Origin of the sequence: Micromonospora sp. NPDC005215 (assembly GCF_040607915.1) — a bacterium.
GTDB lineage: Bacteria > Actinomycetota > Actinomycetes > Mycobacteriales > Micromonosporaceae > Micromonospora.
This window is the reverse complement of the sequence record NZ_JBEXHQ010000014.1, coordinates 70408-82740: the sequence shown is the minus strand read 5'-3', so window position 1 is coordinate 82740 and position 12333 is coordinate 70408. Positions and strand designations below refer to the sequence as shown.

Here is a 12333-nt window from a genome sequence, read left to right as displayed (position 1 = left end):
CTGTGCGGCCTCGCTACTGTTGTCCACGCCCATCCCTGAATGTGCGACGGAAACGGGGTGCCAGCCATGGAACAACCGCCGGCCAGTCCGCATAATTTCGGCATCGAGCTGCGTCGGCGCCGACTGGCGTCGGAACACTCGCTGAGCGATCTCGCCCGAGGGATCAATTACACCAAGGGATACCTCTCCAGGCTCGAGTCCGGGCACAAGCGGCCGAGCCTCGAGGTGGCTCGACTCTGCGATGCGTTCCTCGCCGCCGACGGCGCCCTGCTCCAGCTCGTCTCGCCGCGCCGCGCACCCGAGGCAGGCGACGAGCCCGGACTGGATCGGAGGGACGAAGGATTGACCATCCACACACGCCCGGACGGCTCCGGCGAGTTCCAGGCGATCAGCCGTCGTGCGTTGTTCGCCTCCGGAACCGTGGCGATGATGTCCTGGACGGCCGGGCCCGCACCCGCCGCCAGGCCGCCCATCGAGTTCGTCGAGGGTGGCCTGGCCCCCTACCGGCGACAGTTGGTGAATCTTCGGGCGCTAGGTCAGACCAGCTCGCCGGGGGAGGTGTTTCCGCAGGTCGCCGCAGTGGCGAGTGCGCTTCGGGGACGCGGCGAGCGAGCGTCCGGGTCCGACCGGGCGCAGGCGTTCTTCCTGGCTGCTCGCTTCGCGGAGTATGCCGGCTGGATGGCCCAGGAGAACGGCGACGACTCGACCTCGACCTGGTGGACGAGGCTGGCGGTCGACCTCGCCGAGGCCGGCGAGGACTCCGACATGACGGCGTACGCGCTGGTGCGTGCCGCCGAGATCGCTCTCTACCGACAGGACTCGGTCGGTGTGCTCGCCTCCGGCCACGCGGCGTTGGCCCGGGCTGCGGGTACGCGGGTACGTGCCTTCGCGTGGCAGCGCATCGCGCAGGGGCACGCCCTTGCCGGTGATGAGACCGCCTGCCTGCGCGCGCTCGACCAGGCCGAGGAACTGGTCGACGCCATAACGGGTGAGACTGTCGGGGGGTTGCCGTTGGGCTCCAGCAGCGTCCGGAGTCCCCTGCCGTTCGTTCGAGGCTGGTGCCTGCTCGACCTGGGTAAGCCGGCCAAGGCTGCCGAGACGCTCATCCCCGAGTTCGAGGCGGTTCCGTCGGAGGCGTTCCGGGTGCGGGCTCGGTATGGCGCTCGACTGGCGTTGGCGTTGGCCAGCGTGCGACAGCTGGATCACGCCTGTGCGGTGGCCGACCGGACCATCGCTGCGGCCCATCTGGTCGATTCGGCAACTGTCCGGGTCGACCTGCGCCTGTTGAAGAGGACTCTGGGCCGCTGGCGCGACGCTCCAGAGGTCCGCCGGGTGAACCAGGGCCTGACCCTTGTTCTGCAATCCGGGGGAAACTGATCCACCCGGCGTGGTCCTTGGTGTCCCGTTGTCCAACCAAACGGGTGAGGAAAACACCATTGCCTTCTCTTGGTGCTCGATGCGACTCTGAATTCCATCGACGACATCCGCTTGGGTGAAGAGCTGTGCCTGCCTCCCATTTCCCTTCAGGCGTTGCCTCCTGGCGACAGTGGCACCGCATGCGTCGCGCAAGACACCTCGCGATCTGCAGCCGAAAGGTGGACTGAATGACTGGCGTATTCATCAATTACCGAACCGGCGACGGACAGGGCATGGCCGCGTTGCTCCATGAACGACTGCGCGGCGAGTTCGGTGAGCAGAAGGTTTTCCTCGATTCCACCGGGCTGCCGCCGGGACAGCTGTTTGCGCCCGAGCTGAAGCGTCGCCTTCAGGAGAGCACCGTGCTGATCGTCGTCCTGGGCAAGGAGTGGCTCGACATCAGGGATGACGACGGGAATCGGCGGATCGACAACCGGGACGACTACGTGCGATACGAGATCCGGAAGTCGATCAAGTGGAAGAAGGCAGTGCTGCCCGTGTTGCTGGACGGTGCGTCGATGCCACCGGCCGCGCAGCTTCCTCCGGACATCGTCAAGCTGCCGGTCTTCCAGTACCGGCACCTGCGGTCGCGCGAGGCGGACATCGACCTCGCCGAGATCGTCAGGATCCTCCGCGAGCACATCCCACTCCGCGAACCGTCGAGCCCGGGAGGAGGCACGACGAACACTGCGCACGCCCCCCAGGGCGCCGCCGCCGCCGGTGACGGTGCCACGGCCACCTACAACCACCATGGCTCTCGCCGCTAGGCAGGCGATCACCCCATCCTCTGGGAGGACGAGTGAACGACAGTCCTGAGCCCTCCGGGTCGGCCGGCAGCGGCGACGAGGCAGGCACCACCACTGAGCAGCCGACCGCACAACTCGACCCGTCGAGCGCGACCGAGGGTCCGCGCATACCCGCCCCCCGCCTTCCCGAACCGCAGTCCGGGCCTGCCCCGCGCGCCTCCCGTGACGACGACCGTCCTGATGCCCAGGCCGGGCGTTCCAAGGACGCTGAGCCCGGTCGGCGCGCGGACGAGCAGGTGGCGGAGAAGGCCCGGGGAGGCTTCGACGCCGAGTCGACCGAGGGCAAGAAACCGAGCGCGCCGGGTGCCGCGGACGACGGCGATCGTGCCGACTATGACCCCGACGAGCAGAAGCAGCGCGAGCGGTTCCAGCAGAACCAGAGCCGGGCGGGCCGCGGCGCGGCGGCTTCCGGGGCTGATGCCCGCGCCTTCTACTACGACCAGCGGGTCTACCACGTCTCCCATGGTGGCCGGAAGTTCACGGTCCAGTATGGCTTCTTCGGCGCCCAGTACGTCGCCGCGCAGGTAGACACCTACGTACCGGTGCCGAACTTCAGCAAGATGAAGGACACCCTCGAGGCCCGGCATCTGGAGCGACTCTGCGGCGACGTCGGCAGTGGCCGCCGGACCACCGCTGTCAATCTTCTCTACGAGGTCGGCTGCCTGCCGGATCGGATTGGCACCGTCGAGGTCGACGACGACCTGATCTTCTCGGTGCTGGCCGAGGACTGCGTGATGGAGGCCGGCGACGGCCTCATCATCGACCGGGGTGGCCGCACGATGCGGGACGGAGCGGTCGACGCCCTGCGACGGCAGGCTCGGGACGCAGGCGCCTTCATCGTCATCCTGGACGACGAAGACAGCGCGATGGCCGAGGCCACGTTCGCGCACGGCCATGCCGACTACCAGCAGGTACTGGAGCGCCATCTCCGGACAAGAGCAGGCGTGGGCAGGCTCGCCGGGCAGACGGAGGGGTCGACGCCACCTGATCCGGTCCGTTTCGCGGCTGTCGCCCAGCACGCCGCGGTGGCCCGCCGGATCCGACTGGCCACCTCGGTCTTCTACGTCGTACGGCTCGCTGAGTTCCTGGAGGGCTACCTCGACGAGGTCCCGGACGGTGACGCGGTCGGCGATCTGGAGCAGGCGCTTACCGAGTGGGACAACCAGTCCCGCAAGCTCGCCAAGAAGATCCTGGCCGCCACCCAGGACACCGACGAGACGCAGCCGGCCCCGCACCGCCAGGCGTTTCGGATCGCGTACGCGGTCTTTGCCGGTCATCCGCTGTCCAACGTCTTTCTCGCCGGCGAACTGCTCAGCCAACAGATCATGCCGCTCTACGAGACCCGGGAAACCCCACCGGACCGGCTCATCTTCGACGGGAACGTGGACAACCTGATCCACCCGTCGATGGTGGCGTCGGCACGTGACGACAGTCAGCGGGCCGGCCCTCGTTGCGCCGAGCTGACCGATGACACGCTGATCACCGCGATCCTCGACGTCGCCTGGCACGACTACGACACGCTGCGCGGACCGCTGATGACCTGGTTGACGGTGCTCGCCGGGAACCGGTCGTGGCAGGTCCGGCTGCGCGCCGCGCAGATCGCCGGCATCCTCGCCGGGTTCGACTTCGAGCAGGTCTACCGCTCGCTGATCGTGGTCTGGGCGCGGTGGCAGGCGAGGTACCGGCGCTCCGCGGCGCTCGCGATGGACATGGCGTACGTCGACGGGCACCTCACCCGACGCGTCCGCCAACGGGTGCAGGACTGGACACGCAGTCCGGATCCGCTGCTGCAGGACACCGCGGCCCGGGTCTACGGGATGCGGCTGGGTGAGGACGACGTGCCCAGGGCCCTCCGGGAGTTGGCCCGGATGGGTCGCCAACCCGAGTTGACGGCCAGCAGTTCGGTAGCGGCCGCGATGAGCGAACTCTTTCTCCATGGTGCCGCCGGCCAGGTCATGGACGAGCTGGCGACCTGGATCGCCTCCTCGAACGAGCACCTGCCGCAGCACGCGGTACGGAGCCTGGTGATTCTCGCCCAGCAGCCCAGCAGCATGGATCGGCGGGGCTGGCTGGCGTTACCGGAGTTGGCCGAGCATCGACGGCGTTGGCAGCGGGCGTTGGTCACCCTCTGGCGGAACGCTCTCACCAACGCGGAGACCTCCCGTCGCGCCTGGAATCCGATGCGCAAGTGGCTGCTCGCCGCCGACCACGACGACGACCTCCGTGCCCTGGTCGAGGCGTTGGCGATGGAGATCTTCGCCGATCCTCTCGACAGCCGAGCCCGTTTCAACCTCCGGCTCTGGCGCAACCGTCACCCGGACGCGGTGCTCATCGCCGCGTTGCTGCACCACCTCACCCCGGACCCGATGCAGGGAGCAACCGATGGCGAACACTGACGGCTTCTTCGGCCGCATCTGGAAGAAGATCACGGGCGGCGGCGTCCGTACGGAATCGGTCGAGCCCAGGCCCGGTGAGATCTACGAGCCACCGGGGAGCGACGCGCCGATCGTGGTGCCGGCGCAGGGCGACGTGTACGACTTCCACGTCCTCGTGCAGTTGCGGTGGGACAGCCCGTCCCGGCACTTCGACCTGGACGAGATCGAGGACGAGTCGGCCGCCTACCAGGACATCGCGCGGCAGCGGACGACGCAGGCCGTGTGGCGTCAGGCCCGGTCGCTCGACCCGCTGGATCCGGCGGGGGCGGAGACCCTGCTCAACGAGATGCTCGCCGCCGGATTCTGCTGGCCGAGGACGAACCCCGACCTGCGCTGCCGCCCATGGGTCCGCGTGATGATCGATCCTCGGCTTCGGGAGCAGAAGGCGCCGCTCGAGCTGCGGCGTATCGAGCAGCAGGTGGGCATGGCGCGTGACGAGGTTGTCAGGGAACGCACCGAGAGGTGGCTGCACGCGTTTCAGGAGCTGGAGCAGTTCCGCCACCTCGGCAAGGATGAGCGGCAGTTCCTGGTTCCGTTCGCGGCGAGCCTTGTCGATGCCGACCTGGCGAGGGTGACCGCTGCCCTCGCCAGCGAGCGACGGTCCCGGTACGACGAACTTGTCGGCGTGCTCGCCCAGGCGGTACGCGACCACGAGCGCGTCGGCCTTTTCGAGTTCGCGAACGCGTACGACAAGGCGCTCCGGGCGTTCTGCCGACAGGTGGGCGTCGACCTGGGCAAGTGGCACCTCGCCGACTTCGGTGAACCTGTCGAGTCGGCCGAGCCGGAGCCGGCGGGAACGGCCCGATGACCGTGGTGCGGTGGAGAGTGGGGCTGTGCGCCGTGCTGCTGCTCGGTGCCCTGCCGGTCCTGGCCGCTTGCTGGCCGATGATCGATGAAGGTGACAAGTGCGGTTGGCTGGCGGAGTCGCCGCAGCCAGGGGCCGGGCGACTTGCCGTTCTGGTTGACGTCTCGACGTCCACCCGGTCCGCGTCCGGCGTGGGATCCCCAGACTATTCGGCAGCCCTGCGCGGCGAGATCGAGAAGGCGGTCGGGGATCAACGGACGGTTGTTATCTCCCCGTTCAGTGGCTCGTCCGGCAACCTGAGTCTGAGCACGCGGACGACCAATTGGGAGAAGCAGGCGAAGAACTCGCAGAACCGGAAGGGTAAGCGGGGGGAGGCCATCGGTTGCCTGGTCGATGATGTCGGCCAGGCACAGCGGACGTCTCCCACTCCGCACGGCACCGACGTCCTGCGGGCGGTCGTCCAGGCCGCAACCTGGTTGCGTGCCGACCCGGCTGCGACTTCTCGAGAGTTGGTGGTGGCGACCGACGGCCTCGCCACGCACGGCTGCGCCGACCTCACCCGCTCGAAGTTTCGGGGAAAGCCGGAGATCGACGCGATCGTCGCGGAGTGCCTGAAGGGTGAACTCGACGCCAAGGACCTGGAAGGCATTACCGTCACCATGATCGGTATCGGTCATCCCGCCGCCGACCAACCAATGCCCAGCACCACGCAGACCCGCTGGCTGACGGACCTGTGGGCCGCGCTCCACAAGGGTGCGGGTGCGAGCGGTGCGCCGGATGGGGGCGCGGTGCCGGACACCGGCACGACCGACCCCCGGACCGAGCCGGACGAGGGCAGCCAGGACCCGCCGGTGCGGTTTGGTACGGACGCGGTGGCCTTCTCGCTGCCCGGGGCACTCTTCGACACGGGCGGGTGGACGTTGCACCCCGAGGCTGCTGCGATTTTGACCCGGATCGCGGTGCAGATCAGGTCCAGGCCCTACACCCGGGTGGTGGTCGAGGGTTACGCCGATCCGCGGGTCGGCGGGATGGACAACGAGACCCTGTCCAAGAACCGGGCGCGGACGGTCGCGGACGCTCTCGTGGCTGACGGGGTGAGATCGCCGCTCACCCGGGGGTTGGGGGCGACCACCACCTGTTTCGACGGCACCACGGTTGCGCCGACCGACACCTCCGACGCGGGTCTGCAGTGCCTACGTCGCGTGGACATCACCGCCAGCTGAACCACTCTGTGAGGGGGAGCCCCATGACGCAGGGCAGCATTCACACAAACGGCCACAAGCCGAGATGGGCCGCACCCGCGTCCTGTGCTGGCGCGCCCGCCGACCCGATCGGGCTCGGCCCGACCCGCTACGTCGAGGAAGAGAATCCGGACGACCTGGAAGCGGCTGCGCTCCTGCGGGCGTTCACCGCCGGCAACGCCTCGCTGCGCCGATCCCAGGAACCGGTAAACGTGCGGAGCGCGGAGGTGGTCACCCGCTATCACACGGCGCGGACCCGCATCGATCAGGTCGACCGCTTCCGGGCCCGGGGTGGCGTGGTGGAGGCACTGGACGAAAATGACAGGGTGGTGCGGCGGCACGCCAAGGATGGCCCCGAGGACCGTCGCCGGCGCGCCATGCATCCGGGTCTGCTCTGGGTCGTGCTCGGTGCCTCTGCCGTCTTCGACGCCTCGTTCATCGGCAGCCTCGTGCAGATGATCTTCGACGCGGACTGGAGGGATCCACTCTTCTACTTCGCCTACCTTCCGGGCATCGGGCTGGCGGTCTGCCTCTACGTGGCGGGCACCGAACTGGCCACGCACCTGCTGCGACGCCGTGAACGGCTCAGCCGGCGGCGCAGGCTGCTGCCGCTCACCCCCGCCGTTGTACTGCGGCGGCTCTTCTGGGACTGGCGACCGGAGCCGCTGGAACGCCAGGAGGATGATCTGCCGTGGCCGCGGCTGCCGGGTCCTGTCCTCTTCGGCTCGCTGATCCTCGGCCTGCTCAGCATCGCGGCGCTGGCCCGGGCCCTGTCCGCGGCCCGGGAGGCCCCTTGGCTGATGGACTACGTGCCGACCTTCGTGGCTCTGATCGTCCTGCTGAGCATCGGCGCCGTCGCGGTGAAGGTGCAGTCGTACAACCCGTATGCGGACAGCAGTAAGCGTGCCGGGCGCCAGCTCGACGACGCGGAGAGACAGGCTGGCACGCTGATCCAGGAAGCACGTGCCGCGGTGGCCGAGCACGGAAAGGCTTGGGACGCGCTACAGTCCGCGATCTCGACGGCCAGGGCGACGGCGCGTGAGGTCGTCGAGGAGGCCTGCGCCGTCATGCTGGAGACCCGCTCCCGCCGTACGAAGCGGGACGAAACCAGGATCGCCCTACCACTCGTCTGGCTTGCCTGGCCGGCGGAGAACGGGTCCGTGCCCCGAAGCGACACCCAACTGCCCGGCCTCGACCTCACCCTCCTCGACTACGCGACGGAAGCCGCTGACCGGTACCGGCCGGAGGGCCTGGCCCGCAGTCTGGAGGCGGCCAACGACAGGCTGAACAGTCAGTTCGAGGCACCCCACACGATCGACGACGACCAGGTGTCGGGCCACGGACGGTAGCGGCGACGCGGGTTTTGAGCCCCTATCCGTAGTAGCGGCGCAATTCTCGGGCGAGCACCTTGCCGGTGGCGTTGCGGGGGAGGTATTTGACGAAGACCACATCGCGGGGGACGGAGAAGCGGGCCAGATAGTGCCTGACGTACTCGCGTACCGCCTCGGGGTCGAGCGTCTCGCCCGGGTGCAGGGCGAGGAACGCGGACAGCCGCTGGCCGTACTCGGCGTCAGGTACGCCGATCACCGCCGCCTCGCGGACCTGAGGCAGTTGGGCGAGCAGATCCTCCACCTCGGACGGGAAGACGTTCTCGCCACCGGAGACGATCATGTCGTCGGCCCGGCCGTCGACGAAGAGCAGGCCGTCCGGGTTGAGCCGGCCGAGGTCGCCGGTGTCGAGCAGGCCGTCGCGGGTCTCCCGGTTGGCCCCGGAGGTGTAACCCTCGAAGAGCATCTCGTTGCCGACGAAGATCCGCCCCACCTGACCGTTCGGCACCGGTTGGCCGTCGTCACCGAGCATCTCCAGCCGGGTGCCGTGCGGTGGCCGGCCAGCCGTCGTGGGCGCCTGACGCAGGTCCTGTGGAGCGGCGATGGAGGCCCAGGAGACCTCGGTGGAGCCGTAGAGGTTGTACAGGACGTCGCCGTAGACATCCATGAACGTCGAGGCGAGCCCGCCGGGCAGGGCAGAACCGCTGACCGCGACGACAGTGAGCGGGGGGCGGGGGTCCGGCGCGGGCACCTCCAGGAGTCGCTGCACCATCACCGGTACGGCGAACAGCGCGTCACACCGGTGCGCCGTGAGAGCGGCGAGCGTGGCTACCGGGTCGAAGCGCCGGTGCAGCACGATGGTGGCCCGCAACGCCAGGCAGACCTGGAGGGCGGCAAACCCCCAGGTGTGGAAGATCGGTGCCGCGATCATCACCCGGTCCCGGGCGTGCAGTGGGATGCGGTCGATGATGGACACCAACGGGCCGAAGCCGCTCGGCGTGGGTCGGCGGGCACCCTTGGGTGTGCCGGTGGTGCCGGAGGTGAGCACGATGATCCGGCCGTCCCGCTCCGGCGGGTGCAGGTCGCCAGGCAGCGCCCCGGCGACCAGCTCCTCGCGGGCCCGTTCGTCGAGGCGTGGCAGCTCGGCGGGAAGGCCGAGGACCCGTTCGGCGAACTCGTCGTCGTGCACCAGCAGCCGCAGCCGCTGCTCCTCGGCGACGGTGCCCAGTTGGGCGGCGGAGAGCCCGGTGTTGACCAGCACGGCGTCGACGCCGAGCAGGGTGGCCGCGACGATCGTCTCGATCAGCCCGTGGTGGTTGCGGCAGAGGACGCCGATCCGGTCGCCGGCCTGGACGCCGAGCCCCGCGCGCATCGAGCGGGCCATCCGTTCGGCCCGGTCGAGCAGATCGTGGTACGTCAGCTCGACGCCGTTCTCGTCGATGAGCGCCGGCCGGCCGGGGTCCCGGGCGGCTGCCTGGCGCAACTCGCCGGCCAGGCTCCATCCCCACGTTCGTAACGCGTTGAGCTGCGAGGCGACCCGGATGGGGCTGCCGGGGGTGAGCAGTCCGCGACGGGTCAGCGTGGCAACGATGAACGGCAGGTCCATGCCGCAGACCTCCTCGGGGTGGTGCGCGGACAGGGCAGCGGATCTCCCCGTCCATCAGGGCGTCTTCCTTGATCATGCACTGGGCGCGGCGGAAGGCCCAGTTCGCGTCCGCGTGGAGTGACGAACACGGCACAGATCGTGGAATCCGCCGGCCGCGCGAGATCAGCCGGGCCGGGGCGCGCCGGCCGCGCGAAATCAGCCGGGCCGGGGCGCGCCGGGCCGCACGAGATCATGCCGGGCCGGGGCGCGCCGGACCGGGCGGGACCAGCCGGGCGCGCCGCGACCCGTCGATGCGGTCGGTCAGCGGATCTGCATCCCGGAGATCGCCCGGGAGATGACAAGTCGCTGGATCTCGGAGGTGCCCTCGAAGATGGTGTAGATCTTGGCGTCGCGGTACCAGCGCTCGACCGGGTGGTCGCGCAGGAAACCCGCACCGCCGAGTAGCTGCACCGCCTTCTCGGTGACCGACACCGCCACCTCGCCGGCCTTGAGCTTGGACATCGACCCCTCGCCCGCCGTGAACGGGCGGTTGTTGCGGCCCATCCACGACGCACGCCAGACCAGCAGCCGCGCCGCGTCGATCTCCATCCGCATGTCGGCCAGCGCGAACGCGACAGCCTGGTTCTCGATGATCGGCCGTCCGAACTGGACGCGGTCCTTCGCGTAGTCCAGGGCGTACTCGTAGGCGGCCCGCGCCACGCCGAGCGCCTGCGCACCGACAGTGGGTCGGGACAGTTCGAAGGTGCGCATCGCGGCCTGCCCGGTGGCCCGCTGACCGGCGCGGGCCCGGTCGAGGCGTGCCAGCAGGGCGTCTCGTCCGCCGAGCAGGCAGCGGCCCGGCACTCGTACCCCGTCGAGGAAGACGTCGGCGGTGTGGGACGCGCGCAGGCCGAGTTTGCGCAGCTTGCGGGTGGCGGCCAGACCGGGGGTGCTCGGGGGTACGACGAACGCCGCCTGGCCCCGGGAGCCGAGGGTGGGGTCGACCGAGGCGACGACCACGTGCACGCCGGCGATTCCGCCGTTCGTGGCGTACGCCTTCTGCCCGTTGAGCACCCACTCGTCGGTGGCCTCGTCGTAGACGGCCCGGGTGCGCATCGCGCCGACGTCGGAGCCGGCCTCCGGCTCGCTGCTGCAGAACGCGGCGACGGCTGGCGAGTCGACGTCGCCGAAGCACTGTGGCACCCACTCGACCAGTTGGTCCGGGGTGCCGGCACCGTAGATGGCGGCGACGGCGAGCGAGGTGCCGAAGATGGAGAGACCGATCCCGGCGTCACCCCAGAAGAGTTCCTCGCTGGCGATCGGCAGGGAGAGCCCGGTCGGGTCGGCCCAGCAGGTGGCGAGGAACTCGAAGCCGTAGAGGCCGACCTTGGCGGCTTCCTGGATCACCGGCCACGGGGTTTCCTCGCGCTCGTCCCACTCGGCGGCGGCCGGGCGCACGACCTCGGCGGCGAAGCCGTGCACCCAGTCGCGTAGATCCCGCTGTTCCTCGTTCAGATCGAGCGAGAACTCAGCCATGTCAGGCCTTGGGGATGTCGAACAGGTTGGCGATGTTGGCGGCGAGACCGAGGTCGCCCTTCGCCTTCAGCTTGCCGGTCATGAACATCATCACCGGGTTGGCGCCACCGGAGACGATCTTCAAGAACTCGACCGGGCCCATGGTCAGGCTCAGCTTCGGGTCGTGCTGCGGGGTCTCGTTCACCACGCACTTGCCGTCGGCGATGGCCACCTCGTAGGTGTCGTTGCCACCATCCGAGCGGCCGGTGATGATCCAGTGGATGACCGCGTTGGTGGAGCCGGCCCGGTCCGCGCGGAACAGCGACGGCATCCGGCCGAACACCTCGCCCAGGATCTTGCCGCGCAGGTCACCGGACATCACCTGGGCGATCTTGTCGTCCGGGGTGGACTTGACCAGCTGGGCGAACTCCTTGGGGCCGACGTTGGCGAAGGTGGCCGGGTCGAAGTCAGTCATTCAGGTGCGCCTTCCGGAAGATTTGGCTACTCGTGCGTAACCCTACGCACGAGTAGGTATGCTCGCAAGGTGTCCACGCCGCCCGCCTTCAAGCGCCTGCCACGCGCCGTTCGTGAGCAACAGATGCTTGACGCGGCCGTCAAGGTCTTCTCCCGGCGCGGCTTCCACGCCGCCAGCATGGACGAGATCGCCGAGGATGCCGGCATCTCCAAGCCCATGGTGTACGCGTACCTGGGCACCAAGGAGGAACTCTTCGTTGCCTGCCTGCACCGGGAGGGCACCCGGATGATGCAGGCCATCGCCGGCGCCGCCGCCCCCGACCTGCCGGCAGACGTTCGACTCTGGCGAGGGCTGAAGGCGTTCTTCGGCTTCGTGGGCGCGCACCGCGACGGCTGGGCGGTGCTCTACCGGCAGGCTCGGGGCGAGCAGCCGTTCGCCGGCGAACTGGCCACCATGCGGGCCCGGTTGGTCGAGGTCGTCGCCGGGATGCTCGACCACGCCCTGCGCGCCGAGGGCCGGGAGATCACCGCCGTCGACCTGGAGGTCGTCGCGTACGCCCTGGTCGGCGCGACCGAGTCGCTTGCCGACTGGCTCGCGGACCACCCGGAGGCCGACCCGGAGAAGACCGCCACGCGGATGATGAACGTGGCCTGGCTGGGCGCCGGCCAACTCCTGCACGGCGTCGTCTGGCGCCCAGCCGCCGACTGACTGCCCCCCGAGGCCAGCG

At 69.4% G+C, this 12333-nt stretch carries 10 protein-coding genes; 7 read left to right on the top strand and 3 right to left on the bottom strand.

The genetic code is table 11. From position 1 onward, the window contains the following. Positions 1-66: 66 nt before the first annotated feature. The 6 genes from ABZU25_RS13660 to ABZU25_RS13635 all read left to right on the top strand — a co-directional run bounded on the left by ABZU25_RS13660 (position 67) and on the right by ABZU25_RS13635 (position 8052). Positions 67-1377 (top strand): helix-turn-helix transcriptional regulator, encoded by a 1311-nt coding sequence (locus tag ABZU25_RS13660; RefSeq protein ID WP_355029639.1) that lies wholly within the window; start codon positions 67-69, stop codon positions 1375-1377. A gap of 227 nt (positions 1378-1604) precedes the next feature. After that, positions 1605-2183: a toll/interleukin-1 receptor domain-containing protein gene (locus ABZU25_RS13655; RefSeq protein ID WP_355029638.1), complete on the top strand. Its 579-nt coding sequence runs from the start codon at positions 1605-1607 to the stop codon at positions 2181-2183. Between the two features lie 32 nt (positions 2184-2215). Further along, a complete protein-coding gene (locus ABZU25_RS13650) occupies positions 2216-4618 on the top strand; it encodes a hypothetical protein (RefSeq protein WP_355029637.1) in 2403 nt (800 codons plus the stop codon). Then, positions 4605-5465: a hypothetical protein gene (locus ABZU25_RS13645; RefSeq protein WP_355029636.1), complete on the top strand. Its 861-nt coding sequence runs from the start codon at positions 4605-4607 to the stop codon at positions 5463-5465. The genes ABZU25_RS13650 and ABZU25_RS13645 overlap by 14 nt, the downstream gene beginning before the upstream one ends. Continuing rightward, entirely contained in the window at positions 5462-6685 is a 1224-nt protein-coding gene (locus ABZU25_RS13640; protein ID WP_355029635.1) for an OmpA family protein, read from the top strand. The genes ABZU25_RS13645 and ABZU25_RS13640 overlap by 4 nt, the downstream gene beginning before the upstream one ends. Before the next feature lie 23 nt (positions 6686-6708). Beyond that, positions 6709-8052, top strand: a complete 1344-nt coding sequence (locus tag ABZU25_RS13635; protein WP_355029634.1) for a hypothetical protein — start codon at positions 6709-6711, stop codon at positions 8050-8052. Positions 8053-8074: 22 nt separating this feature from the next. Here ABZU25_RS13635 and ABZU25_RS13630 read toward each other — a convergent pair whose 3' ends face one another. The 3 genes from ABZU25_RS13630 to ABZU25_RS13620 form a co-directional block, all read right to left on the bottom strand. Continuing rightward, positions 8075-9637 carry an AMP-binding protein gene (locus tag ABZU25_RS13630; RefSeq protein ID WP_355029633.1) on the bottom strand — a complete coding sequence of 521 codons (1563 nt, stop codon included), beginning with the start codon at positions 9635-9637 and terminating at the stop codon, positions 8075-8077. Positions 9638-9937: 300 nt separating this feature from the next. Further along, positions 9938-11152: an acyl-CoA dehydrogenase family protein gene (locus tag ABZU25_RS13625; protein ID WP_355029632.1), complete on the bottom strand. Its 1215-nt coding sequence runs from the start codon at positions 11150-11152 to the stop codon at positions 9938-9940. Between the two features lies 1 nt (position 11153). Then, entirely contained in the window at positions 11154-11606 is a 453-nt protein-coding gene (locus tag ABZU25_RS13620; protein WP_355029631.1) for an SCP2 sterol-binding domain-containing protein, read from the bottom strand. 69 nt (positions 11607-11675) lie between these two features. Here ABZU25_RS13620 and ABZU25_RS13615 point away from each other — a divergent pair, with 69 nt between their 5' ends. Continuing rightward, a complete protein-coding gene (locus ABZU25_RS13615) occupies positions 11676-12314 on the top strand; it encodes a TetR/AcrR family transcriptional regulator (protein WP_355029630.1) in 639 nt (212 codons plus the stop codon). The last annotated feature ends 19 nt before the right edge of the window (positions 12315-12333 follow it).